This is a genomic window from Pseudomonas sp. NPDC086112 (assembly GCF_044746425.1).
In the GTDB taxonomy this organism is placed as follows: domain Bacteria; phylum Pseudomonadota; class Gammaproteobacteria; order Pseudomonadales; family Pseudomonadaceae; genus Aquipseudomonas.
On sequence record NZ_JBIVCD010000059.1, the window covers coordinates 1 to 25,453 of the forward strand.

The following is a 25,453-nucleotide window of genomic DNA, read 5'->3' on the forward strand; positions in this document are numbered from 1 at the left end:
CGCGCTCTGGGGTCACAGTTCTTCGGACGGCAAGAAAACCCGGATCTACGCGGCGACCAAGTTCTTCATCTTCACTCAGGCTTCCGGCCTGATCATGTTGGTGGCGATCCTGGGCCTGGTACTGGTCAACTTCAACGACACTGGCGTGATTACCTTCAACTACGCCGATCTGTTGAAAACCAAGATGTCGACGACCACCGAGTACATCCTGATGCTCGGCTTCTTCATCGCCTTCGCGGTCAAGCTGCCAGTCGTACCGTTCCACTCCTGGTTGCCTGACGCTCACGCCCAGGCGCCGACCGCGGGTTCCGTGGACCTGGCCGGTATCTTGTTGAAGACTGCGGCGTATGGCCTGCTGCGTTTCGCCCTGCCGCTGTTCCCGAATGCCTCGGCCGAGTTCGCGCCGTTCGCCATGACCCTGGGTCTGATCGGGATCTTCTACGGTGCCTTCCTGGCTTTCGCACAAACCGACATCAAGCGTCTGATCGCCTTCTCGTCCGTTTCCCACATGGGCTTCGTGTTGATCGGCATCTACTCCGGCAGCCAACTGGCGCTGCAGGGCGCAGTGATGCAGATGCTGGCGCACGGTCTGTCGGCCGCGGCACTCTTTATCCTCTCCGGTCAGCTGTACGAGCGTACCCACACCCGCGATATGCGTGAGATGGGTGGCCTGTGGTCGAAGATTGCCTACCTGCCGGCCCTCAGCCTGTTCTTCGCCGCCGCGTCCCTGGGCTTGCCGGCGACCGGTAACTTTGTCGGTGAGTTCCTGATCCTGATCGGCACCTTCGCCAGCGCGCCATGGGTCACCGTGATCGCCACATCCGGCCTGGTGTTCGGTTCGGTCTACTCGCTGATCATGGTCCACCGTGCCTTCTTCGGCCCGTCGAAATCGGACGCGGTGCTGCATGGCATGGACGGTCGCGAACTGATCATGGTGGTTGGGCTTGCGGCGCTGCTGATTTACATCGGCGTGTACCCGCAACCGTTCCTCGATACCTCTGCCGCGACGATGCATGGCGTGCAGCAGTGGCTCGGCACCGCCTTCACTCAACTCGCTTCGGCCCGGTAAGAGCGCTATGGAATTCACGACTCAACACTTTATCGCGCTTGCGCCGTTGTTGATCACCAGCGCCACGATCATCGTGGTGATGCTGGCTATCGCATGGCGCCGCAACCACTCTCAGACCTTCCTGCTGTCGGTGGCAGGTCTGAACCTGGCTCTGCTGTCGATCCTGCCAGCCCTGAAAGTCGCGCCACTGGCCGTGACGCCATTGCTGCAGATCGACACCTTCGCTTGCTTGTACATGGCGCTGATCCTGGTCGCCACCCTCGCCTGTGTGACCCTCGCCCACGCCTACCTCGGCGATGGCGGTTCGGGTTACCCGGGCAACCGTGAAGAACTTTACCTGCTGATCCTGATGTCCGCCGCCGGTGGCCTGGTCTTGGTCAGCGCGCAGCACCTGGCTGGCTTGTTCGTCGGTCTGGAGCTGCTCTCGGTACCGGTTTACGGTCTGGTGGCGTATGCCTTCTTCAACAAACGTTCGCTGGAAGCCGGCATCAAGTACATGGTGCTGTCGGCTGCCGGTTCCGCGTTCCTGTTGTTCGGCATGGCCCTGCTCTACGCCGACGCCGGCAGCCTGAGCTTCAACGGCATCGGTCAGGCCCTGGCGGCCACTGGCCTGCCAAGTTCGCTGGCTCAAATGGGCCTGGGCATGATGCTGATCGGCCTGGCGTTCAAGTTGTCGCTGGTACCGTTCCACCTCTGGACCCCGGACGTTTACGAAGGTGCTCCGGCACCAGTGGCAGCGTTCCTGGCCACCGCGTCGAAAGTCGCTGTGTTCGCGGTGATGGTGCGTCTGTTCCAGATCTCCCCAGCGGCGAGCAGTGGCGTGCTGAGCGACGTACTGACCATCATCGCCATCGCGTCGATCCTGTTCGGTAACCTGCTGGCACTGACCCAGAGCAACCTCAAGCGTCTGCTGGGTTACTCGTCCATCGCCCACTTCGGCTACCTGCTGATCGCCCTGGTGGCGAGCAAAGGCCTGGCCGTGGAAGCCATCGGCGTGTACCTGGTCACCTACGTGATCACCAGCCTCGGCGCATTCGGCGTGATCACCCTGATGTCCTCGCCGTACAACGGCCGTGACGCGGATGCCCTGTACGAATACCGCGGCCTGTTCTGGCGCCGTCCGTACCTGACCGCCGTCCTGACCGTAATGATGCTGTCCCTGGCCGGTATCCCGCTGACCGCGGGCTTCATCGGCAAGTTCTACATCATCGCTACCGGTGTCGAGTCGCACCAATGGTGGCTGGTCGGCTCCCTGGTACTGGGCAGCGCCATCGGCGTCTTCTACTACCTGCGTGTGATGGTCACCTTGTACCTGATGGAACCGAACCTGCGTCGCCACGATGCGCAACTGCACTGGGAACAACGTGCAGGCGGCGTGATGCTGCTGGCGATTGCCGTACTGGCGTTCTTCCTCGGCCTGTATCCACAGCCGCTGCTGAATCTGGTTCAGCAATCGGGGTTGGCGGGTTGATCGCTTAGGCGTACTCGGCAGAAAACAGAAACGGCACCTTCGGGTGCCGTTTTTGCGTTTGTGGGATTTATTACCGCCGCACTCCCCTCCTCCTGCAATACCCGAAAGCTCTCGCCAGACTATCCGCCTCGTCCTACATCCAGCACTGCGCACTTGGCTCTATCTTGAATGACTGGCTGGATAGATAAATCAACTCGAGAAATAACAATGAACCGTGACATTTTTTCCGAACTGGTAGAAGACTTCGACGCCTTGGCCGCTGATCGCCAGGGTAATGTCACGCTGCTGCCCCATAGAGTGAAGCGCTCCAAACTGGCCCCCGTCCCCCTTGAGAAATCGCGCAGCTTTACCGCCTCCAAATATTCTGGCTATATTTGTCCAGAATATGGGAGAGAAATCATGATCGTCGTTCCGTTGGCCGAAGCAAAAAACAATCTGTCCAAACTCGTCGATGACGCAGCCGCCGGACAGATCATCACGATTGCCAAACATGGTCGGGCTCTTGCGCAGCTGGTTCCGGTGGGAAAACCCTGCGGGCAGCGTATCGGAGCGATGAAAGGCAAACTGGTGCTTCCCGAAGACTTTGACGCCTCACTGCCGGACGACATGCTCGATACTTTTGAAGGCACTCAAGAATGAGGCTTCTGCTCGACACGCATATTTTGCTCTGGACGCTAAGCGATGACCCCAGGCTATCCGGCAAAGCCAGAAAGCTAATTGAGAACGCTGCCGATATTTACATTAGCGCAGCGACATTCTGGGAGATGGCGATCAAGGTCGGGCTGGGAAAGCTGAACGTTGACCTGGAAGAAATCCGCCAGTACTGCCTCGACAGCGGGTTCATCGAGCTGCCTGTGACCTCAGAACACGCCATTGCCGTGAAGGACCTGGAACATCACCATCGTGACCCGTTTGACCGCCTCATTGTTGCAACGGCCATGACAGAACCCATGAAACTCCTCACTGCCGATCCATTGGTTGCCCAGTACACGGATCTGGCTGTTTTGGTCTGATCGGCCTACCACCACACGTGATCATTTGTTCAAGAAATGTTTATTCGGTTGGAGAAACTGGATGAATGGGATGCCCCTATCGCGAGCAGGCTCGCGATAGCAATGGAACAGGCACAAATGAGAACGGCACCTTTCGGGTGCCGTTTTTGCATCTGTACGATTTGTTACCGCGCCCTCTGCTCACGCCCCCCCCGCCCCTTCTAAAACCGCGAACAAGGACGGGCAACCAGATGCACATGACGAAATTGTAATTCCCCCATCACCTTGGCGTTATCCGCAGCTTGCAACGATGTCACCCGGCGACCATGCCGGCGGGCCCTTGCCCGCCGAACAATAAAACCCACGCCGAAGCACGTTCCCGTTCTGCCGAACCCAAGGAGTGATTGATGGTTAACAATACAAAAATGTCGATGGCCGCTTTAGCCGTGGTAGTCGGCTCCGGGCCGTCCATGGTGTTGGCGCAAGATAAAGCCGAGGGGTTTATCGAGGGCAGCAGCCTGACGGTGCTCAACCGCAACTTATACTTCAATCGTGATCATCGTGACGGCCAGTCGAGTCCCACCGGCAATGGTTATTCCGAGGCCTGGGCCCATGCGATCATCAGCAAGTTCGAATCCGGCTTTACCCAAGGCACCGTCGGGGTCGGTGTCGATGCGTTTGCGATGATCGGCTTGAAGCTCGATACCGGTGACGGTCGCAACGGTGGCCGCAGTTCTTTCGATGTGCTGCCGGTCGACAGTGACGGCCAGGCGCGGGACGAATACACCAAGGTTGGTGGCGCCGCCAAAGTGCGCGCCTTCGATACAGTCGTGAAGGTCGGCGATGTGTTCCCCGCCAACCCGGTGGTTGCGGCGGGTGACTCCCGACTGTTGCCGGAAAGCTTCCGGGGTGTCACGGCCACCAACACCAGTATCGAAGGTCTGTCAGTACAGGGCGGTCGCTTGCATGCGATGAGCCAACCGGTGTCCAGCGACATGCGCGAGAACTTCGCGACCTTCTACGCTGGCCCGGTCAATTCGCCATGGATTGCTTACGGCGGTGGCGACTACGCGCTGAACAAGAACCTCAGTTTCAGCCTGTATTCCAGTCGCCTCAAGGATGCCTGGAATCAGTACTACGCCGGCACTGCATGGACTTATCCGCTGTCGGATGACCTGTCGCTGTTCGGTGGCCTGAACTATTACAAGGCGGTCGACGAAGGCAAACAGCTGCTTGGTGAGTTCGACAACAACATCTGGAGCGGCCGCGTCGGCGTGAAACTCGGCGCCCACTCCGTTGCCTTGTCGCACCAGCGCAACAACGGCAACGACGACTTCGACTACCTGCGCCAGTCCGACTCGATTTTCCTCGACAACTCCATCCAGTACAGCGACTTCAACTCGCCCAAGGAACGTTCGTGGATGGTGCGCTACGACCTCGACATGAGCAGCTATGGCGTGCCGGGTTTGTCGTTCATGACCCGTTACGCCCGTGGCACCGATGCCGACTATTCCAGCGCCAACGCCGTGTACATGCGTCGCGATGCCGACGGCAACCCGCTGACCGACCAGAAGCGCTGGGAGCGTGATATCGAAGTCAAATACGTGGTGCAGAGCGGCTCACTGAAAGACATGTCGTTGCGTCTGCGCCAAGCCACTACCCGCGCCACGGCATTTGAGTCGGATCTGGATGAGGTACGGGTGATTGTCGAGTATCCGCTGGCGATTCTTTGACTTCACGGTTGATGCAAATTCACCTTTAGAAGCTCCTTGCTCCTTTGGTAAGAGGTGAATCTTTTGGCGTCCTTTGGGGCGCCTTTTTTATGCCCGGTCTTTAACACACCGCGAAAAACTGTGGGAGCGAGCCTGCTCGCGATGATGCCGGCACAGCCAACATCTCATGGCCTGAGCCACCGCTATCGCGAGCAGGCTCGCTCCCACAGGGTTATGCAGCCGGCTCGACGTTATCCAATGCCTGATTCACCGCCAGTTCCCCCAACATCACCACTTGCACAATGCCCAGCAAAGTCTTGCGATGGCTGCCTTCCAGCAGCGCGGCGAAGTCACCGAGCATGACCGTGGCCGAGGACAATGACTCGCTGGCATTGGCCAGCAGGGATTCGGTGTCGGCTTTGGGATTGGCGAAAAACATCTGATTGGGGGTGTGGGGCGTGGCCATGACGTGGGCGGTAGGGTTCAGGTAGTAATCGAGCGCACGTTCGGCGGCTTCGTGGAGTTTTTTGGAGTCGATGGAGGCGTAGGGGGATGTTGGGGCGGTGTCCGTAGCGGTATCTGCTTCGGGAGGGTTGGGTGTTGGCTTTTTCATAAGTAACTCCGGTGTGGCTGTGGAGCTGGCCCATTCGGTTCCAATCGAAGGGGTGGCAGCTGTACGCAGGTTGGAACCCGGGCCACCGAAAAACCCGACAGACTCGAAGTCTCCCGCGCACAGCCGCCATAACGGAGTGCACACCATCAAGGTGCGCAAGCATACGTCATGAAAGATGCTTTTGCTTTCAGTGGAGTCTCGGGGTTCCAATCCCGATCGCTGAATTGGCAGCGACATGCACAGGCTAGAGAGCGGACGTCCGACGGACAACCTGAAAACATTGTGGGAAGCTTCTGTGTTTGCACTAACGCCTTTAAACATCCCGAATTGAAATACGGATTGTTCGGCAGCTCCTACAGGGGAATCCGATGTCAGTTACCGCGTTTGCAAAGAGAAAGGCGTTGTCAGCCGCCACGTTTGCGGCAATCCCCCGCCACTGTGTATTTGATGGTGTTGAGTCGGCCCTGAGAATCTTCATAGGTCATTGCGGCAGGTACTACGGCGCAGGCAACTTGCGGTCGCGCAACGCTCACCACTTTGACCACATCCAGTTTCATCCCGTATTCGTAGTCTTTCACCACCGGCGCAGGTTTGCCCTGGCTGGCAGCGTATTGCTCCATGGCTTGGGTGTTAGCGCTCAGCATCTTTTCGAACGTCCTATCACCGCCACCTTCAGCGAGCACATTCATGGACATCGCCATCAACCCGGCGAACGCAATCAATTTGATCAATTTCATATTCCGCACCTTCGAAATCCGACTCATAAAAAAGCCCGGCATCGACGCTCGATGACGGGCTAGTTCAAGTGCGATACGCTTACAAGTCTTTGGTCTTGTCGTCCTTCTTTTCATTCAAGACGACGGGGTCACGCGCCTGTTCTTTGGCGACAAACTTCTCCACCGAGCGGTCATTGGCCACCATCATTTTTTCAAAGGCTCTATCGCCGCCGCCTTCAGCCAAAACAACAGAAGACATCACCAACGCTGCTGCAAACGCACTCAGTTGTGCAAGTTTCATGTTTGATTCCTCGTTTAATTAACTAACGAGGTCAAGGTAACAATCCGAACCTTTCGTGACGGTGGCATGGAGATTACATATCCGTTATGTGGGAGGGACAGTCATTGCAGAGTACTGATCACTCAGAATATCTGCAGACTGAGAAAACCTGTGGCGAGGGAGCTTGCTCCCGCTGGGGCGCGAAGCGGCCCTTGCTCTTCATCCGAAAAGCGAGGTCTGCTGCGCAGTCCAGCGGGAGCAAGCTCCCTCGCCGCAGGGGTTGTACTCACAGGGTTGGTTAGGGGGTGGGAGTTACTTCCTCGTCGCGTCGATGGGCGAACTGATACAACGCCGGCAGTATCAGCAACGTGAGGATGGTCGAGGACAGAATCCCGCCGATCACCACCGTCGCCAGCGGTCGCTGCACCTCTGCGCCGGTGCCGGTTGCGAGGGCCATGGGAATGAAGCCCAGGGATGCGACCAATGCCGTCATCAACACCGGACGCAGTCGTGTGAGCGCCCCCTCATTGATTGCATCAGAGAGTGAACGCCCCTCCTCACGCAGGTTACGGATGAACGCGATCATCACCAGACCATTGAGCACCGCCACCCCAGACAACGCAATGAAACCGACGCCCGCCGAGATCGATAGCGGAATGTCCCGCAGCCACAACGCCATGACGCCCCCCGTCAGCGCAAACGGAATCCCGGTGAATACCAGCAAGCCGTCCTTGAGGTTGTTGAACATCATGAACAGCAGGCCGAACACCAACAGCAAGGCCACTGGCACCACGATCTGCAAGCGTTTGGCCGCCGATTGCAGTTGCTCGAACTGCCCGCCCCAACGGGTCCAGTAACCCGCCGGAACCTGAACATCGCGCTCGATCACCTCACCCGCCTCTTTAACGAAAGAGCCAATATCCCGCCCACGCACGTTGGCGCTGACGATCACCAACCGCTTGCCGTTTTCGCGGCTGACCTGATTCGGCCCGAGCACCAGATCAAGGCTGGCGACTTCCTTGAGGGCGATGAAGCCAATCTGATCGGCAGCGCCACTCGGGGGCGCCGGCACTGGAACCAACAGCGCTGACAAGCCTTCGATGTCCTTGCGCATGGCATCGGACAGACGCACCACCATGTCGAAACGCCGATCACCTTCATACAGTGTCCCGGCCTGGCGCCCGCCGACCGCCACCGCAATGGTGTCTTGCACGTCGCCGACGTTGAGCCCGTAACGCGCCGCCTTGTCGCGGTCGATGTTGATGGTCAGCACCGGCAGGCCGGTGGTTTGCTCGACCTTGACCTCGGACGCGCCACTGACCTTCTGCAGGGCGGCGGCGATCTTCGCCGCCGTGGCGTTGAGCACGTCCATGTCATCTCCAAACACCTTGACCGCCACATCACTGCGCACGCCGGAGATCAGTTCGTTGAAGCGCAACTGGATCGGCTGCGACAGTTCATAGTTGCTGCCCGGCAGCGTCGCGGCGGCTTGTTGCAGTTTGGCCATCAGCGCTTCACGGGACTTGCCCGGATCCGGCCACTGCTCCTTCGGCTTGAGCATCACGTAGCTGTCGGAGATGTTCGGCGGCATCGGGTCGGAAGCGATTTCAGCGGTGCCGGTACGGGCGAACACGCGCTCGACCTCCGGCACTTTGCCGAGAATCAGGGTTTCCAGACGCTGCTGCATATCCACTGACTGGGTCAGGCTGGTGCCCGGCACGCGTAACGCTTGCAAGGCAAAATCGCCCTCACTGAGGCTCGGCACAAACTCGCTGCCCATGCGGCTGGTGAGCACGCCGCTGAGCACAATCACACCCAATGCCGCACCAACCGCCATTGCACGATGGGACATCACCCAAGCCAGAGCCGGTGCATAAACGCGACGGGCGCCGCGCATGACCACGCCTTCCTCTTCTTTGACTTTGCCGGTGACAAACAACGCGATGGCCGCCGGAACAAAGGTCACCGACAACAGCATGGCGCCCAGCAGCGCGATGACCACCGTGAAGGCCATCGGGTGGAACATTTTCCCTTCGACACCGCTCAAGGCGAAGATCGGCAGGTACACGACCATGATGATCAACTGGCCGAAAATCAGCGGTCGGCGCGCCTCTTTGGCTGCCGCAAACACTTCGCAAAAACGCTCGGAGCGGCTCAGTAAACGCCCGTGATGTTGCTGCGCATGGGCCAGCCGGCGCAGGGTGTTTTCGACGATCACCACCGCGCCGTCGACGATGATGCCGAAGTCGAGTGCGCCGAGGCTCATCAGGTTGGCGCTGACTTTGTTGGTGAACATGCCGGTGAAGGTAAACAGCATCGACAGCGGAATGACCATCGCGGTGATCAACGCCGCGCGGATGTTGCCCAGAAACAGGAACAGAATCGCAATGACCAGAATCGCCCCTTCCACCAGGTTCTTCTTCACCGTGGCGATGGCTTTGTCCACCAGGTGCGTGCGGTCATACACCGCAACGGCGATCACGCCTTTGGGCAGCGAGCGGTTGATCTGTTCAAGCCTGGTCGCCACTGCCTGGGAGACCGTTCGGCTGTTTTCGCCGATCAGCATGAACACCGTGCCAAGCACCACTTCGCGACCGTTTTCGGTGGCGGCACCGGTACGCAGTTCGCGGCCGATGTCTACGGTCGCGACGTTCTTGATCCGGATCGGCGTACCGTCGACATTGGCCATCACGATATTGGCGATGTCGTCTGTGCTTGCCACTTGCCCGGGCGCACGAATCAGCAACTGCTCGCCGCTGCGCTCGATGTAACCGGCGCCGACGTTGGCGTTGTTGCGTTCCAGCGCCGTGATCAGATCGGTGAGGGTCAGCTTGTAAGCCGCCAGCCGTTTCGGATCGGGGGCGATCTGGTACTCCTTGGCGAATCCGCCGATGGTGTTGATCTCGGCCACGCCCGGAACGTTGCGTAACTGCGGCTTGATGATCCAGTCCTGAATCACCCGCAGATCGGTCGGCGTGTAGGCCGTGCCGTCCTCCTTGAGCGCACCTTCCTGCGCCTCCACTGTCCACAGGAAAATCTCGCCAAGCCCGGTGGAAATCGGCCCCATCAGCGCTTCCGCGCCCTCGGGCAATTGCTCCTTGGCGATCTGCAAACGCTCGTTGACCAATTGCCGGGCGAAGAACAGATCGGTGCCGTCCTTGAAGATCACCGTGACCTGCGACAGCCCCGAACGCGACAGCGAACGGGTCTGTTCCAGCGCCGGCAAACCGGCCATGGCGGTTTCAATCGGGAAGGTGATGCGCTGCTCGGTTTCCAGCGGCGAGAACCCGGCCGCGCCGGTGTTGATTTGCACCTGGACGTTGGTGATGTCCGGCACGGCGTCGATCGGCAGCTTTTGATAACTGGCGATGCCGAGGCCGGCCATCAGGAGAACGGCGAGCAGCACGATGATGCGCTGCTCAATGGCAAACTGGATCAGGCGTTCGAACATGAGAACCTTCCGGTCGAGGTTGACGGATCAGTGGGAGCCTTCAATGAGAATGCTCGGCTGAGGCTTTGCCCAATTCCGATTTGAGGACGAAGCTGCCGGCTGCGGCGACTTGCACGCCGGATTCCAGCCCTTGAGTAACTTCCACCAAACCGGCCGCGCGACTGCCCAATTCCACCGGTTGCGCCTTGAAGCCGTCGTCGGTGCGCACGAACACCGTGGGTTTGTCCTCGACGGTCTGGATCGCGGTTTCAGGTACGGCGACCTTGGCTTGGCGACTGTCGGTAGCAACCAGCGCCGTCACGAATAATCCCGGACGCCACGCGCCTTGAGGATTGGCCAGGGTTACGCGAACCGTCGCGGTGCGCGTCTGCTCTCCCAGCAAACTGCCGACGTACGCCACGGTGCCGGCGACTTCGGCATTGAGTTCCGGGGCGCTGACGGTGACCGGTTTGCCCACCTGCACCTTGGTCAGATCCTTGGGCGATACGCCGAAGGTCACCCACACCCGCGACAGGTCGGAGAGCGTAAAAGCCGCCGTGGTTTCATCGACCACCTCCCCCGGCGTCAGGTGTTTCTCCACCACCACGCCGTCGAACGGCGCGCGCAATTCATAGCGATTGCCGCCGGTGGCGACCACGCTGCCGCTGAGTACGCTGATTTTTTGCCGGGCATTGGCCAGGGCAATTTCGGCTTCTTCCAATGCTTGACGTGCCTGTAGGAAATCCTGCTCGGCGGAGATCTTGTCCTGCCACAGTTTTTTCTCGCGTTCGTAGGTGGTGCGCGCCAAGGTCAGGCGACGCTGTGCGGCAGCCTGTTCGCTGCGCTGATCGGAGATCTGCTGACTGGCGATCACCGCCAGCAACTGACCCTTTTTCACCGACTGCCCGAGGTTGACCGACACCGACTCGACCACGCCGGGCACCCGAGGCACCACGTGCGCGGTGCGGTCTTCGTCGAAGCGCACTTCACCGGGGAATGGCAAGTCGAGGCTGATGTTCTGCGCTCGCGCTTCGGTCAATTGAATGCCTGCCGCCGCAATCTGTTCGGCGCTCAACTCCAGGCGCCCTTCTTCTGCATGTTCACCCTCGGCTGCGGTACCTTCTTCAGCGTGATCGGCGTGCTCCGCCGCTTCATCGGCGTGAGCGTCGATGGACGCATTGTCCGGCCACATCGAACCGATACCAATGCCCAGCGCCAACGTTGCCGCGGCCACAATGATCAGTTTTTTTTCCATGGAAACTCCTCTGCGCCATGCCATCGCGCAGTGATCTGAAAGATGAAATTCAAGGGCTGACGGTGAGGTCGCCGAAGATGCGTTCGATGCGTACTCGGGCATCCGTCGCCTCGCTGACGGCCTGGATGTATTGGCTGCGCGCGCTGATCAGGGTGCGCTGGGCGTCGAGCACGTCGAGGAATCCGAACTTGCCCATTTCGAAGCCGCGCGTGGCACTGTCGACCGCACTTTGCGCGGCGGGCAGGATGGTCTGGTTGAACGCTGCGACTTCGCCGTTGGCGGTCTGCCATTGTTCCAGGGTCGTCTGGATTTGCGTGCGCAAACGCAGCTCGGTGGCGTTGCGCAGATCCCGCGCCTGATCGCTGCGCCGGGCCGCCGCCAGCACGTTGCCCTGATTGCGGTTGAACAGCGGAATCGGCATCGACAGCCCGACCACATTGACCCGCTCGCGCTCGGTTTCGCTGTATTGGCTGCCAATGCTCACGGTCAGGTTGGGAATGCGTTGCGACTTTTCCAGACCCAATGAAGCTTCGCGCTGATCGATCTGCAATTTGGCCAGACGCAGTTCGGCGGTCTCGTTCAGGCGCTCAAGCAATCGGGTCGGCGGTGGCACGGTGGGCATGCTTTGCGTGGCCGCTTGCACGGTGGTCGAGGTGGGCAACGGTGAGCCCATGACCTGCGCCAATTGCTGATAGGCGTTGGCCTGATCGCGTTCGGCGCGGCTCAGTTCCAGGCGCACTTCGGAAAGTTGCACTTGCGCACGGGTGCCCTCGACTGGCGATGATCTACCGGCCTCGATGCGTCCTTGGGCGACGCGCAAACCGTGTTCGGCGAGTTGCAGCGACTGGCGGGACAACTGCAAGCGTTGTTGCGCGGTCTGGGCGCTGTTGAACGCCTGAATCACATCGGCGCGCAACGCATAGCGCTTGCGCTCCAGTTCGATCCCGGCGGCGTCCTGCGCGCGACTGGCGACGTCGATCCGTGCGCCACGTTTGCCGCCCAGTTCGATGGGTTGGCTGAGCATCAGCGTGGTGGTTCGCGAATCACGACGGGTGTCTTCGGCCTCCCACGACACTTCGGGGTTGGGGATCAGACCGGCCTGTTTGCGCTCACCCTCGGCGATGCCGATTTCCCACTGCGCAGCCGCCAGATCCGGGTTACCGGCGAATGCCGTTTGCAGGGCTTGATCCAGGGTCAGGGTCGATGCATGCACAAGACCCGTGCCGGCCAGCAACACAATGCTGGCCGTCACTGTCCTCGTTGTTTTTTTCAGGCGTGATCGCGCCGTCAGTTCTTTTAAACCGGGCAATGGAGGACTTCCTTCATTCAAGAATCTTTGATGCCGCCACGGTAGGGTTTTGAACTTATCGACAAGGTGACTGAAACATTACAAATACGTTATCCACGGCATGTGGAAGTTGTTTTGATTTAGGATGCGAAGTGCGAAAAGCGACATAGCAATACATGGAAACAAATACACGGTAGTTATCTGCCGAACAGCCCTTGCCTGAATGTGGTGCATGGGCATTCAGGCTTGCCTGCTGCGACAGGCTGTCGCAGATCACCATTTTCAGGGCTCAAGACCCAGCATTTCAGTTGACTCTGTAGCCACTAAAGCCTTTACCTTGCACGCCATCACACAGGGAAACCTCTGTAGGAAACCAGAAACTCACAACCTCTAGTCGTTATTAAAACCCGTCCGGCCTCCCCTACAAAAACAACAACTTCCCCGGCCACCTTAATTAAATATCCATTAAATAAAAGTGGTGATTGACCATGCGAATCCTTGTCGTCGAGGACGAGCTTAAAGCTGCCGAATACTTACATCAGGGACTGACGGAAAGTGGTTATATCGTTGACCACGCGGCCACGGGCGCCGATGGACTGCATCTGGCCCGACAACAGGTTTATGACCTGGTGATACTGGACGTCAATCTGCCGGAGCTGGACGGCTGGGGCGTGCTTGAACAACTGCGTCGTACCCACTCCACCCGGGTGATGATGCTCACCGCGCGTGGTCGTCTGGCCGACAAGATTCGCGGCCTGGATCTGGGTGCCGACGATTATCTGGTCAAGCCATTCGAGTTTCCGGAATTGCTGGCGCGGGTCCGCACGCTGATGCGCCGCAGCGAAAACATCCCGGTGCCGCAAGTGCTCAAAGTCGCCGATCTGGAACTCGATCCGGGGCGCCACCGCGCCTTTCGCGGCGAGCAGCGCATCGACCTGACCACCAAGGAGTTCGCCCTGCTGCATCTGCTGATGCGCCAGTCCGGGGAAGTGCTCACCCGCACCCAGATCATTTCGCTGGTGTGGGACATGAATTTCGACTGCGACACCAACGTGGTCGAAGTGTCGATCCGGCGTTTGCGCGCCAAGATCGACGACCCGTTCGACAGCAAACTGATCCATACCCTGCGCGGTGTCGGCTATGTGCTGGAGGCGCGGGAATGAAGCCGGCCAGCCTGTCAATGCGGCTGGGGCTGACGGTGAGTATTCTCGGGGCGCTGCTGGTAGTGTTTCTGGCGATCCTGGCGTATTTCGCCCTGACCCATGAGTTGAACGCGCTATCCAGAAACAGCCTGGCCCAGAAAATGGAACAGGTGGAACACAGCCTGTCGCTGTATGCCGATTCCGCAGAAATTCGTTCGGCGCCGCACATTCTGCTCGATCAGGTCATGGGCCATGACAACCTCACTCTGACGATTTATGACCGCACCAACTTACGCACGCCGCTGTTGAAATCCGGCTCCGGAATGGCCGACCCGCGCCTGGAACGCAAGGCAGTGCTGGCCGCCAACGAACAACTGGCGTTCTCCAGCAGCACCGACGATCAAGACAAGCGCTACCTGACGGCCTCTCGGTTGATCCGCATCAAGGACGGCACCCGCATCCCGGTGCTGCTGTCGATGGACGATGCCCACAATCAGGCGTTGCTCAACGCCTATCTGCGCTCGACACTGATTGCTTTGCCGTTGCTGCTGATCTTCATCGGCCTCAGTGCCTGGGCCGCCGTACAGCGGGGGCTGACGCCGCTGCGCGAGTTTCGCAAAGTGGCGGCGATGGTCTCGACGCAAGACCTCGGCCATCGGCTGTCGGTGCTCGACATGCCCCAGGAACTCAGTGAACTGGCCCGGGGGATCAACTTCATGCTCGATCGCCTCGACAATGGTGTGCAGCAGTTGTCGCAGTTCTCCGATGATCTGGCTCATGAATTGCGTTCGCCGATCAACAATCTGATGGGCAAGGCACAGGTGACGCTGTCCCGGGAACGCACGACCGAGGAGTACAAGAACGTTTTGGTGTCTTGCACCGAAGAACTGGAGCGTGTCGCGCGGATTGTCTCGGACATGCTGTTTCTGGCGCAGGCCAGTAACCCGGCAGCGCTCACGTCCTTCAAGTCGGTCGCCCTGGAAGAAGAAGCCGAGAAGGTGGCCGAACTGTTTTCCTTGTCGGCGCAAGACAAGCGCATCAGCCTGAGCGTGACCGGCAGCAGCGCGCGGGTACGGGGCGACCGCCTGATGATTCAACGGGCGATCTCGAACCTGCTGTCCAACGCCCTGCGCCACTGCCCGGCCGGGCAAACGGTTTCGGTACACATTGAACAAGAAGCGACTGAGGTTTCGCTGCGGGTCAGCAACCCCGGCGCGGGCATCGAAGCGCAGCATCTGCCGCATCTGTTCGACCGCTTTTACCGGGTCGACAGCAGCCGCTCCCGCTCGCAAGGCAGCACCGGACTGGGCCTGGCCATCGTGCGTTCGATCATGAGCCTGCATCAGGGGGTCGCTGAAGTTAAAAGCTTGCCCGGGACGGTGACGGTGTTTCGATTGGGGTTTCCCGCCCCCGAGGAATAAATGTCGCCGCCACATTGGTTGCCCAGCACACAGATTTAGCAATTTTGGGTTAGCCCGGCCTGCCTTTCCCAGTCTCATCCCCCCTTTCCAGAATCGTCTCGCGGGTGAATCAGCCGCGTCCTACATCCCGGTCCTGCCTTCGACTTTAATGTAATGACTTGACCGAATTGGCAGGCACAGAAGCCTTGACCTATTCGATTCTTGTGATAGAAATATACGCAGGTAACGTACAGAACATGGACGCTCTTTTTATCGAATTACCCGCATTTCAAAAGCATCGAAGTGACTACCTGGACGACGAACTGTTTCGCAGCTTTCAACTGGAGCTGCTGAAAAACCCGGAAACTGGCGACCTGGTGGAAGGTATGGGCGGGTTGCGAAAGGTCCGTTTCTCCGACCAGCGACGAGGCAAAGGCAAGCGCAGTGGACTAAGGGTGATTTATTACTGGTGGTCGGGTTTTGATCAATTCTGGCTGTTCACCGTATATAGCAAAAACGAGCAAGACGACTTGTCGCCTTCCCAGAAGAAACTTTTCAGACAAACTCTAGATAGCGAAATCAACACGAGATCCCACTATGAAACGTGACATTTTTGCCGAACTGATGGAAGGCCTTGAAGCCTTGGCCGACGAGCGCCAAGGCAAGGTCACGCTGCGAACCCACAAGGTCAAACTGCCAAAACTGGTGCCAATCACTGCCGAGGAAGTGGTAGCCATACGCCAACAGCTCAACCTTTCCCGTTCTGTATTCGCGATGTATTTGCGTACGAATACCCGGACGCTGGAGAACTGGGAGCAAGGACGGGCGAAACCTAATGCTCAGGCGACAACACTGATCCGGCTGGTTGAGCGCTTTCCGGATACGGTTCAACAACTGGCGGCGCTGACCTGAAGTGTTTGCGGCGTACTCAATGACGCCTTCGCGAGCAAGCCCGCTCCCACAGTGGATCTCCAGTGAACAAACCATTGGGGGAACTCCTGCGATTAACTGTGGGAGCGGGCTTGCTCGCGAAGGCGGCCCATCAGACAAAAAGGCAAAACGGCACCTTACGGTGCCGTTCGCCTTTCACATTACAGACGCTTACTTACGCGCCGCCTCCCACGATTTCAGCAGTTCGGCATAGCTCACGGTTTCGCCTTTAGGCTTCTCGTTCGCCAGTTTCGCTTTCGGCGCCCCCGGCTGATCGAACCAATACTGCGCATCCCGCTCAGGATTCATTTTCGGCCCGCAGGTCGGTTGTACCTTGGAGCGTTCCAGACGGGTCATGATCGCATCCTGATCCTTGGCCAGACCGTCCAGTGCCTGTTGTGGCGTTTTCTCGCCACTGGCCGCTTCCGCGATGTGGCTCCACCACAGTTGTGCCAAACGAGGATAGTCCGGCACGTTGGTCCCGGTCGGGGTCCATTGCACGCGGGCCGGGCTGCGATAGAACTCCACCAGGCCACCGAGTTTCGGTGCCAGGTCGGTCATGGCTTGCGAGTTGATGTCCGACTCGCGAATCGGCGTCAGGCCGACGATGGTTTTCTTCAGGGATACGGTTTTCGAGGTCACGAACTGCGCGTACAGCCAGGCCGCGAGTTTTTGCTTTTCAGGCGTGGACTTGAGGAAGGTCCAGGAACCGGCGTCCTGATAACCGAGCTTCATGCCCTCCTCCCAGTACGGACCTTTCGGCGAGGGTGCCATGCGCCATTTCGGCGTGCCGTCGGCGTTCATCACCGGCAAGCCCGGTTTGGTCATGTCGGCGGTAAACGCGGTATACCAGAAGATCTGCTGGGCGATATTGCCCTGGGACGGCACCGGCCCGGATTCGGAGAAGGTCATGCCCGCCGCCTCCGGTGGCGCGTATTTTTTCATCCAGTCAACGTACTTGGTGGTCGCATACACCGCCGCCGGGCCGTTGGTATCGCCGCCGCGGGTCACGCTGGAGCCGACCGGATGACAATCCTCGACGCGGATACCCCACTCGTCCACCGGCAAACCGTTGGGTATGCCTTTATCGCCAGCACCCGCCATGGAGAACCAGGCATCGGTGAAGCGCCAGCCGAGGGACGGGTCTTTCTTGCCGTAGTCCATGTGGCCGTAGACGCGTTTGCCGTCAATTTCCTTGACGTCTTCGCTGAAGAATTTGGCAATGTCTTCATAGGCCGACCAGTTCACCGGTACGCCCAGCTCATAACCGTATTTTTCTTTGAATTTCGCTTTCAGATCCGCCCGCTCGAACCAGTCGGCGCGAAACCAGTAGAGGTTGGCGAACTGCTGGTCGGGCAGTTGATAGACCTTGCCATCCGGCGCGGTGGTGAACGAGATACCGATGAAGTCTTTGATGTCCAGCGTTGGCGAGGTGTAGGCCTTGCCTTCGTTGGCCATCAGGTCGGTAATCGATTCGGTCTTGCCGTAGCGAAAGTGCGTACCGATCAGGTCCGAGTCGTTGACCCAACCGTCATAGATGTTCTTGTCCGATTGCATCTGGGTCTGCAGTTTTTCCACCACGTCGCCTTCTTGCAGCAAGTCGTGGGTCAGCTTGATCCCGGTGATCTCGGTAAAGGCCTTGGCCAGCGTTTTGGATTCATATTCGTGGGTCGCGATGGTTTCCGAAACCACCTTGATGCTCATCCCGCGAAACGGCTCGGACGCCTTGATGAACCACTTCAGCTCTTCGAATTGCTGGGCTTCGGTCAGGGTGGACGGTTTGAACTCGCTGCCAATCCATTTCTTGGCAGCGTCTTCATAGGCATCGGCCCAGGCCGCAGCGCTCAACCCGCTGAGTGCCAGCATGGCTGCCAATGAAACGCTATGTCGCAGCTTATTGTTTTTGTCGAACATAGAGACCTCCTGTTTAGGTTTCGGGACATGCATGCCGATCGATTTCGACTAGCCCCAACGCATCACAGCCAACAGCCACACCAGGGACAACGCGAACGCTACCCAGATGCTCCAGTCGGTGACGCCGATTACCAGCAAATGCAGGTAGGCGCTGCCGAGAAGACCGATAAACAGCCGATCGCCACGGGTGGTGGCAATCGGCAAAAAACCACGCCGAGGGATACTCGGCGAACGCAATTCCCAGGTCGTCATGCCCGTCAGGATCAAGGCAATGACGCTGAAGAACGCCGCCGTGGGGCCAGTCCAACTCATCCATTCCATCATCAGTTCCTCATACCCGGCCCAGGGCAAAGCCCTTGGCCACGTGGTTGCGAACAAACCAGATCACCAACATGCCCGGCAGGATAGTCAACACCCCCGCTGCCGCCAGCACGCCCCAGTCGATGCCGGACGCCGAGACCGTGCGGGTCATCACCGCCGCGATGGGTTTGGCGTTCACTGAGGTCAGGGTTCGCGCCAGCAACAGCTCGACCCAGGAAAACATGAAGCAGAAAAACGCCGTGACGCCGATCCCGGAGCCGATCAGCGGGACGAAGATCTTCACGAAGAACTTGGGGAAACTGTAGCCGTCGATGTAGGCGGTTTCGTCAATTTCCTTGGGAACGCCGGACATGAAGCCTTCAAGAATCCACACCGCCAACGGCACGTTGAACAGGCAGTGAGCTAGCGCAACCGCGATGTGGGTGTCGAACAGCCCGATCGAGGAATACAACTGGAAGAATGGCAGCAGGAAAACTGCCGGTGGCGCCATGCGGTTGGTCAGCAGCCAGAAAAACAGGTGCTTGTCACCGAGGAAACGATAGCGTGAAAACGCATACGCCGCTGGCAGCGCCACGCTCAGGGAAATCACCGTGTTCAGGCTCACGTAGTACAGCGAGTTGAGATAACCGGTGTACCAGCTCGGGTCAGTGAAGATCACCTTGTAGTTGGCGAAGGTGAAATCCTGGGGAAACAGCGTCAGACCGCCGAGGATTTCGGTGTTGCTCTTGAAGGACATGTTCAGCAGCCAGTAGATCGGCACCAGCAGGAACAGGATATAGATCAGCAACGGGAAAAGCTTTCTCTTGCTCATGGCAGGCCTCACCGATTGGCGTCAGAGTGAGTCATGGCGGTGTAGAACAGCCACGACACCAACAGAATGATCAGGAAGTACACCAGTGAGAAAGCTGCCGCCGGGCCGAGGTCGAATTGCCCTACGGCCATTTGGGTCAGCGTCTGACTCAAGAAGGTCGTGGCATTCCCCGGACCGCCCCCCGTCAGTACGAACGGCTCGGTGTAGATCATGAAGCTGTCCATGAACCGCAGCATCACCGCGATCAGCAGCACGCTCTTGAGCTTGGGCAACTGGATGTGTCGGAAAACCGCCCAGGCCGACGCTCGATCAATCCGCGCAGCCTGGTAATACACGTCCGGAATCGCCCGTAAACCGGAGAAACACAACAGCGCCACCAGCGATGTCCAGTGCCACACGTCCATCACCAACACCGTGACCCAGGCGTCCATGGTATTGGACGCATAGTTGTAGCTGATACCCATGGCATTGAGGCTCGAACCGAGCAAACCGATGTCGGCCCGGCCGAAAATCTGCCAGATGGTGCCGACCACGTTCCACGGGATCAGCAGCGGAATCGCCAGAATAATCAGCACAACCGACGACCAGCGGCCCTTGGTCGGCATGGTCAGGGCGATGGCGATGCCCAACGGAATTTCGATCAGCAACACGCAACCGGAGTAGATGAACTGGCGCAGCAGCGAGTCATGCAACCGAGGGTCGAGCAGCACTTGCTTGTACCAGTCGGCGCCGACGAAGTAGCGGCTGGACTGGTCGAAGATATCCTGCACCGAGTAGTTGACCACGGTCATCATCGGGATCACCGCACTGAACGCCACCAGCAAAAACACCGGCAACACCAGCCACCAGGCCTTGTTGTTCTGCACCTTGTTCATGGCCGCACCTCCAACAGGTAATCATCGGCATAGACCATCAGCCATTGCGCCGGAAAACTGATGTATGCCGTGCCTTCAGGCACTGGTTTGTCTTCGGCCAGGCGTACTTTCAGCGGAGCGCCGTCGAGGTTCAGGGTCATGATCTTGTAGGTGCCCAGGTCTTCGACGTGTATGACCTGGGCCTGCATCGCGTCATCACAGGGTTCGTCCCACACATGAACGAACTCCGGGCGAATGCCGACCTTCAGGGTTTTCCATTCGGACTCGGCGATTCGTTTCTGCATCGCGTCGGACAACGGCAAGTGGGTCCCGGCAAAACCGACACCGCCGGCTTGTGGCTGGACCTCGATCAGGTTCATCCCCGGGCTACCGATGAAATAGCCGACAAAGGTGTGGCTCGGCCGCTCGAACAATTCCCGTGGCGTACCGAACTGCACGATTTGGCCGCCATACATCACCGCGATCTTGTCAGCGAAGGTCGAAGCTTCGAGCTGATCGTGGGTGACGTAGACCATGGTGATGTTGAACTGCTCGTGGATCTGCTTGAGCTTGCGTCGCAGTTTCCACTTCAGGTGCGGGTCGATCACTGTCAGCGGTTCATCGAAGAGGATCGCCGACACGTCATCGCGCACCAGCCCACGGCCCATGGAGACTTTCTGTTTTTCATCGGCGGTAAGGTTGCGCGCCTTTTTGTACAGCAATGCCTGGAGGTCGAGGACTTCAGCGATTTCCTGCACCTTGGTGTGAATTTTCGCTTCTGCCATGCCCTGATTGCGCAATGGAAAGGCCAGGTTATCGAACACCGTCATGGTGTCGTAGACCACCGGAAACTGGAAAACCTGGGCGATGTTGCGCTTTTCCGGGGTCAGTTCGTTGACCACTTTACTGTCGAACAGCACCTGGCCCTGGGACGGGCTGAGTAACCCGGAAATGATGTTGAGCAAAGTCGACTTGCCACACCCCGAAGGCCCGAGCAGCGCATAAGCACCGCCCTGCTCCCAAACGTGGTCCATCTCGCGGATTGCGTAATCCTCAGGGCCAGTCGGCGTCGAGGTGTAGCTGTGGGCAAGGTTCTGCAAACGGATTTCGGCCATCAGGCAACCCTCGCAATGCGCCGACCGGGCGCCTGAACCAGCCGCCCCTGCATATCGAACACAAACAGTTTATGGGTCGGGATATAGATGCGAATCGGCGCGTCGACGTCGTATTCGTGAACACCCGGCAAGTGCAGCACCAGCAGGAAATACTCGTTGCGCACGTGCAGGAAGGTTTCCGAACCGCTGATCTCGGCCACCTCGACGGTCACCGCCAGTTCCAGGTCATCGTCATTGCTCGGCACCAGCGAAATGTGGCTAGGGCGCACACCAAAACGGAACTCGCCCTCGCCCACCGGCCTCAGATCGACGTTCAACGGGAAGTGCACGAAGTTGGCGAAACTGACTTCGTTGCCGGCAATGCGCCCCGGCATCAGGTTGATCGGCGGTTCGGAGAACAATTCCGCCGCCAGCACGGTTTGCGGCTGGTGATACACCTCGGAGGACTTGCCGCTCTGAATCACCCGACCTTCGTGAAGAATCGTGGTGGTACCGCCCAGCGCCAGGGCTTCGTTGGGTTCGGTGGTGGCGTAAATCGCGATGGTGTGCCGGGCCTTGAACAGCTCGCGCATCTCCTGGCGCAGCTCTTCGCGCAGCTTGTAGTCGAGGTTGACCAGCGGCTCGTCGAACAGAATCAGCTCGGCATCCTTGACCAGCGCCCGGGCCATGGCCGTGCGCTGTTGCTGGCCGCCGGAGAGCTCCAGAGGATAACGCTGGAGGAATTTCTCGATGCGCAGCATCTTCGCGGTTTCCAGCACTTTGCTCTGGATCAGCTCGTTGGAAACGCCGGACTGACGCAGCGGCGAGGCGATGTTCTCGAACACCGTCATGGTCGGGTAATTGATGAACTGCTGATAGACCATCGACACGTTGCGCAAGCGCACCGGGCGCTGGGTGACGTCGACGCCGTTCATCAGGATGCGACCGCTGTCGGGCTTGTCCAGACCTGCCATCAGGCGCATGAGACTGGTTTTGCCGGACAGCGTGCGACCGAGCAAAACGTTGAACGATCCGGGTTCGAAGTTAAGGCACGCATCGTCGATCCAGGTTTGACCCTCGACGGTACGGCTGACGTGCTCCAGGATGAGTGACATGGCTCGGCCTTTTTTATTATTGGAGTCAAGCGACCGGAGCACTACAGCGACATTCGTGCCAGAAATCCCAAGCGGTTGATCTGGCTTGGAAATCCTTCAAATGGAGGAAAAACCGCGTTCGTAGCTGAACAGAAATGAACAACCGCGACTGAACAATTGAACAGTTAAAAGATTGACAATGAACAATAGTGAACAACACTCTACGGATGCTCTACTGCGGGAAATTCTGAATTGCGCACGCCCTGTGTAGCAGCTGGCGAAGCCTGCGTTCGGCGACGCAGTCGTCGTGAAATCAGGCATCGCGGTGTATCAGGATGACCATGCAAACAGGTTTTACGACGACTGCGTCGCCGAACGCAGGCTTCGCCAGCTGCTACATGAATCGCGTTACTCATAACAAAAATAATAATGCTCAGAGATCGACCGCCATGGCCGCACCTGCCCCGCCGCTCTCCCACGACGCCATCATCCAGGACTCCTGGTCCCGCTGCCGCGCGTTCGGGCTCGATCATCAGAGCGCGCCGGCGTTCGATCAGCTACCCGCCGATGGCATCGCCCAGTTGCTGGAGAGCCAGCATTCACTGGTGCAGACCACCCATCAGGAAGTCCTGCCGTATTACGAGAACATCCTCAGCAACTCCAACTGCCTGATCATGCTCGCCGACAATCAGGGCCAGGTGCTGACGTCCTGGGGTACCCAGCGTTTCATTGAGCCGAGCCTGGCTCGCGGTTTCAGCGCCGGCGCCAGCTGGATGGAACGTTGCAGCGGGACCAATGCGATCGGCACTGCGTTGGCCTGCGAGCAGGCGGTACACATCGAACACGATGAACATTTTCTCAAGGCCAACCGCTTCATGACCGGTTCCGCCGCACCGATTTTCGATGCCGAGCGCAAGGTGATCGCGGTGCTGGATGTGTCCAGCGACAGCTACCTGCCGCCGTCCCACACCCTGGGCATGGTCAAGATGATGAGCCAGACCGTGGAGAATCGGCTGATTCTCAACCTGTTCCACGGCCAGCATTTCCAGCTGACCTTCAACACTGGGCTGAACAACCTCGACAGCCAATGGGCCGGGTTGCTGATCTTCGACGAAACCGGTCAGGTGCTGTCGGCCAATCGCCGGGCCGATAATCTGCTGGGCATCAGTCTGTCGCGGGTCAGCGTCGAAAGCCTGTTCAAAGTCTCTTTACTGGAACTGCTGAACCAGCCGGACGGCCTGCCGTTTGCCCTGCAAGCCTCGGGGCGCAACCGTTTCCAGTGCCTGTTGAAGCGGCCGAAACAGGCGCCGATTCAGGCTCGATTGTTTTCTGAATTAAAGAGCGCTGAACTCACGACATCAGCACCCGCCGCCATCAGCCTCAACACCCTGCATTTTGGCGACAGCCGCGTGGAAAAAGCCGTGCGCCAGGCCGAGCGCTTGCTGGAAAAGGACATTCCGTTGTTGATCCACGGGGAAACCGGGGTCGGCAAGGAAGTCTTCGTCAAAGCCCTGCACCACGCCAGCTCGCGCAGCAAACAACCGTTCATTGCCGTCAACTGTGCGGCGATCCCCGCCGAACTGGTGGAATCCGAGCTGTTTGGCTATGAGAAAGGTGCGTTCACCGGCGCCAATCAGAAAGGCAGCATCGGGCTGATCCGCAAGGCCGACAAAGGCACCTTGTTCCTCGATGAAATCGGCGACATGCCGCTGCCAACCCAGGCGCGACTGCTGCGGGTGTTGCAGGAGCGTTGCGTGCAACCGGTAGGCAGCAGTGAGCTGTTCCCGGTGGACATTCGGATCATTTCAGCGACCAACCGCTCGTTGCGTGAGCAGGTTCAGCTGGGGCGGTTTCGTGAGGATTTGTATTACCGCATCGGTGGCTTGACCCTGGAGTTGCCGCCCTTGAGAGAGCGCAGCGACAAGCAGGCGCTGTTCAAGCGCCTGTGGGAGCAACACCGTGAACCGTCGCAGTGGGCCGGGTTGAGCCCCGAAGTACTCGCACTATTCGGCCGCCATCCGTGGCCGGGCAATTTGCGCCAGGTCAGCAGCGTGATGCAGGTGGCGCTGGCCATGGCCGAAGAGCAACCCGTGCGGCCAGAGCATTTGCCGGATGATTTTTTTGTCGATCTGGAGATGGAGCCGGTGGATTCGCCGGAGCCTGTAGCGGTTGATTTGAATGATGCCGAGGCATTGAATCGGCAGTTGCAGGCGGCTGGGGGGAACATTTCGCACCTGGCGCGGCGGTTGGGGGTTAGCCGCAATACCCTTTACAAGCGATTGCGCCAGGTTGAGTGACGCGTTCGGCTTGAGAACATTCGCGGGCAAGCCTCGCTCCTACAGGGACCGCGCCGTTCGCCAATATCGTGACGATCCCTGTAGGAGCGAGGCTTGCCCGCGAAGACGTCAGCCCAGACACCACCTACTTACGCTCAACCCACAAACAAAAACCCGCACAAGGCGGGTTTTGTTTTGTAGCAAACGCAGCAATCAGTCAGCCAATCGCCAGGTCGTCCCGCCCTTGCCGTCTTCCAGCACCACGCCCATGGCGGTGAGCTGGTCGCGGATGCGGTCGGATTCGGCCCAGTCCTTGTTGGCACGAGCCGCCAGACGCGCGGCAATCAGCGCATCAACCTCAGCCGCATCGACCCGCCCTTCGGCACCGGCCTGCAGGAAGTCATCGGCTTCAAGCTGCAACACACCCAGCACGCTCGCCAATTCTTTCAAACGAGCCGCCAGACCGGCCGCTGCATCGAGATCGCTCTCGCGCAGACGGTTGATCTCGCGGACCATCTCGAACAACACCGCACAGGCTTCCGGGGTACCGAAGTCGTCGTTCATCACCTGAGTGAAGCGCTCGACAAAGGCTTCGCCACCAGCCGGTGCCACGTTCGGCAAGCCTTTCAACGCATGGTAGAAACGCTCGAGTGCGCCTTTGGCGTCCTTGAGGTTGTCTTCCGAATAGTTGATCGCGCTGCGGTAGTGGCTCGACACCAGCAGGTAACGCACGACTTCCGGGTGGTACTTTTCCAGCACGTCGCGAATGGTGAAGATGTTGTTCAAGGACT

At 58.9% G+C, this 25,453-nt stretch carries 23 protein-coding genes; 10 read left to right on the forward strand and 13 right to left on the reverse strand.

The annotated features are described in order from the left end of the window. From nuoM to ACIPLA_RS26515, 5 genes are all read left to right on the forward strand, one after another. On the forward strand, nt 1-1,069 hold a 1,069-nt coding region (nuoM, locus tag ACIPLA_RS26495), incomplete at its 5' end, for an NADH-quinone oxidoreductase subunit M (protein ID WP_401177264.1). 7 nt (nt 1,070-1,076) lie between these two features. Next, nucleotides 1,077-2,540 carry an NADH-quinone oxidoreductase subunit NuoN gene (gene nuoN, locus ACIPLA_RS26500; protein WP_401177267.1) on the forward strand — a complete coding sequence of 488 codons (1,464 nt, stop codon included), beginning with the start codon at nt 1,077-1,079 and terminating at the stop codon, nt 2,538-2,540. Between the two features lie 207 nt (nt 2,541-2,747). Then, nucleotides 2,748-3,179, forward strand: a complete 432-nt coding sequence (locus ACIPLA_RS26505; protein ID WP_401177269.1) for a type II toxin-antitoxin system Phd/YefM family antitoxin — start codon at nt 2,748-2,750, stop codon at nt 3,177-3,179. Then, nucleotides 3,176-3,553 (forward strand): type II toxin-antitoxin system VapC family toxin, encoded by a 378-nt coding sequence (locus tag ACIPLA_RS26510; protein ID WP_008014913.1) that lies wholly within the window; start codon nt 3,176-3,178, stop codon nt 3,551-3,553. The genes ACIPLA_RS26505 and ACIPLA_RS26510 overlap by 4 nt, the downstream gene beginning before the upstream one ends. A 386-nt stretch (nt 3,554-3,939) precedes the next feature. Then, a complete protein-coding gene (locus tag ACIPLA_RS26515; RefSeq protein WP_218394433.1) occupies nt 3,940-5,265 on the forward strand; it encodes an OprD family porin in 1,326 nt (441 codons plus the stop codon). 211 nt (nt 5,266-5,476) lie between these two features. Here ACIPLA_RS26515 and ACIPLA_RS26520 read toward each other — a convergent pair whose 3' ends face one another. From ACIPLA_RS26520 to ACIPLA_RS26545, 6 genes are all read right to left on the reverse strand, one after another. Beyond that, nucleotides 5,477-5,857 carry a DUF6124 family protein gene (locus ACIPLA_RS26520; RefSeq protein WP_401177273.1) on the reverse strand — a complete coding sequence of 127 codons (381 nt, stop codon included), beginning with the start codon at nt 5,855-5,857 and terminating at the stop codon, nt 5,477-5,479. Between the two features lie 404 nt (nt 5,858-6,261). Beyond that, entirely contained in the window at nt 6,262-6,594 is a 333-nt protein-coding gene (locus ACIPLA_RS26525) for a DUF2790 domain-containing protein (protein WP_218394431.1), read from the reverse strand. A gap of 79 nt (nt 6,595-6,673) precedes the next feature. Next, a complete protein-coding gene (locus ACIPLA_RS26530; RefSeq protein WP_218394430.1) occupies nt 6,674-6,874 on the reverse strand; it encodes a co-regulatory protein PtrA N-terminal domain-containing protein in 201 nt (66 codons plus the stop codon). Between the two features lie 277 nt (nt 6,875-7,151). Next, nucleotides 7,152-10,304: a CusA/CzcA family heavy metal efflux RND transporter gene (locus ACIPLA_RS26535; protein WP_401177278.1), complete on the reverse strand. Its 3,153-nt coding sequence runs from the start codon at nt 10,302-10,304 to the stop codon at nt 7,152-7,154. Between the two features lie 40 nt (nt 10,305-10,344). Then, entirely contained in the window at nt 10,345-11,538 is a 1,194-nt protein-coding gene (locus ACIPLA_RS26540; RefSeq protein WP_401177281.1) for an efflux RND transporter periplasmic adaptor subunit, read from the reverse strand. A 49-nt stretch (nt 11,539-11,587) separates the two neighbouring features. Then, nucleotides 11,588-12,847, reverse strand: a complete 1,260-nt coding sequence (locus ACIPLA_RS26545; RefSeq protein WP_401177284.1) for a TolC family protein — start codon at nt 12,845-12,847, stop codon at nt 11,588-11,590. A 467-nt stretch (nt 12,848-13,314) separates the two neighbouring features. Here ACIPLA_RS26545 and ACIPLA_RS26550 point away from each other — a divergent pair, with 467 nt between their 5' ends. From ACIPLA_RS26550 to ACIPLA_RS26565, 4 genes are all read left to right on the forward strand, one after another. Beyond that, nucleotides 13,315-13,989 (forward strand): heavy metal response regulator transcription factor, encoded by a 675-nt coding sequence (locus tag ACIPLA_RS26550; protein ID WP_008014325.1) that lies wholly within the window; start codon nt 13,315-13,317, stop codon nt 13,987-13,989. Continuing rightward, entirely contained in the window at nt 13,986-15,389 is a 1,404-nt protein-coding gene (locus ACIPLA_RS26555; RefSeq protein WP_218394426.1) for a heavy metal sensor histidine kinase, read from the forward strand. The genes ACIPLA_RS26550 and ACIPLA_RS26555 overlap by 4 nt, the downstream gene beginning before the upstream one ends. Before the next feature lie 236 nt (nt 15,390-15,625). Next, nucleotides 15,626-15,976 carry a type II toxin-antitoxin system RelE/ParE family toxin gene (locus tag ACIPLA_RS26560; protein WP_218395140.1) on the forward strand — a complete coding sequence of 117 codons (351 nt, stop codon included), beginning with the start codon at nt 15,626-15,628 and terminating at the stop codon, nt 15,974-15,976. Continuing rightward, nucleotides 15,966-16,280 carry a DNA-binding transcriptional regulator gene (locus ACIPLA_RS26565; protein ID WP_095631562.1) on the forward strand — a complete coding sequence of 105 codons (315 nt, stop codon included), beginning with the start codon at nt 15,966-15,968 and terminating at the stop codon, nt 16,278-16,280. The genes ACIPLA_RS26560 and ACIPLA_RS26565 overlap by 11 nt, the downstream gene beginning before the upstream one ends. A 189-nt stretch (nt 16,281-16,469) precedes the next feature. Here the strand turns inward: ACIPLA_RS26565 and ACIPLA_RS26570 are convergent, their stop codons facing one another. Genes ACIPLA_RS26570 through ACIPLA_RS26595 form a run of 6 tightly spaced genes read right to left on the reverse strand, consistent with a single transcriptional unit; the run spans nt 16,470 to nt 22,407 of the window. Then, the gene (locus ACIPLA_RS26570) at nt 16,470-18,212 is read right to left on the reverse strand and encodes an extracellular solute-binding protein (protein ID WP_401177289.1); all 1,743 of its coding nucleotides are present in this window, start codon (nt 18,210-18,212) and stop codon (nt 16,470-16,472) included. 48 nt (nt 18,213-18,260) lie between these two features. Beyond that, entirely contained in the window at nt 18,261-18,533 is a 273-nt protein-coding gene (locus ACIPLA_RS26575; RefSeq protein ID WP_032830117.1) for a DUF2160 domain-containing protein, read from the reverse strand. 10 nt (nt 18,534-18,543) lie between these two features. Next, complete coding sequence (locus ACIPLA_RS26580) at nt 18,544-19,344, reverse strand: carbohydrate ABC transporter permease (RefSeq protein ID WP_218394424.1); 801 nt, start codon at nt 19,342-19,344, stop codon at nt 18,544-18,546. Between the two features lie 8 nt (nt 19,345-19,352). Beyond that, entirely contained in the window at nt 19,353-20,219 is an 867-nt protein-coding gene (locus tag ACIPLA_RS26585; RefSeq protein ID WP_123496645.1) for a carbohydrate ABC transporter permease, read from the reverse strand. Continuing rightward, nucleotides 20,216-21,313 (reverse strand): ABC transporter ATP-binding protein, encoded by a 1,098-nt coding sequence (locus ACIPLA_RS26590; RefSeq protein ID WP_401177293.1) that lies wholly within the window; start codon nt 21,311-21,313, stop codon nt 20,216-20,218. The genes ACIPLA_RS26585 and ACIPLA_RS26590 overlap by 4 nt, the downstream gene beginning before the upstream one ends. Next, nucleotides 21,313-22,407, reverse strand: coding sequence for an ABC transporter ATP-binding protein (locus ACIPLA_RS26595; RefSeq protein WP_030130905.1), 1,095 nt, complete (start codon nt 22,405-22,407; stop codon nt 21,313-21,315). The genes ACIPLA_RS26590 and ACIPLA_RS26595 overlap by 1 nt, the downstream gene beginning before the upstream one ends. A gap of 428 nt (nt 22,408-22,835) precedes the next feature. Here ACIPLA_RS26595 and ACIPLA_RS26600 point away from each other — a divergent pair, with 428 nt between their 5' ends. Continuing rightward, nucleotides 22,836-24,683: a sigma-54-dependent Fis family transcriptional regulator gene (locus tag ACIPLA_RS26600; RefSeq protein ID WP_218394422.1), complete on the forward strand. Its 1,848-nt coding sequence runs from the start codon at nt 22,836-22,838 to the stop codon at nt 24,681-24,683. Between the two features lie 192 nt (nt 24,684-24,875). Here the strand turns inward: ACIPLA_RS26600 and ACIPLA_RS26605 are convergent. Further along, on the reverse strand, nt 24,876-25,453 hold a 578-nt coding region (locus ACIPLA_RS26605; RefSeq protein WP_401177297.1), incomplete at its 5' end, for a DALR domain-containing protein.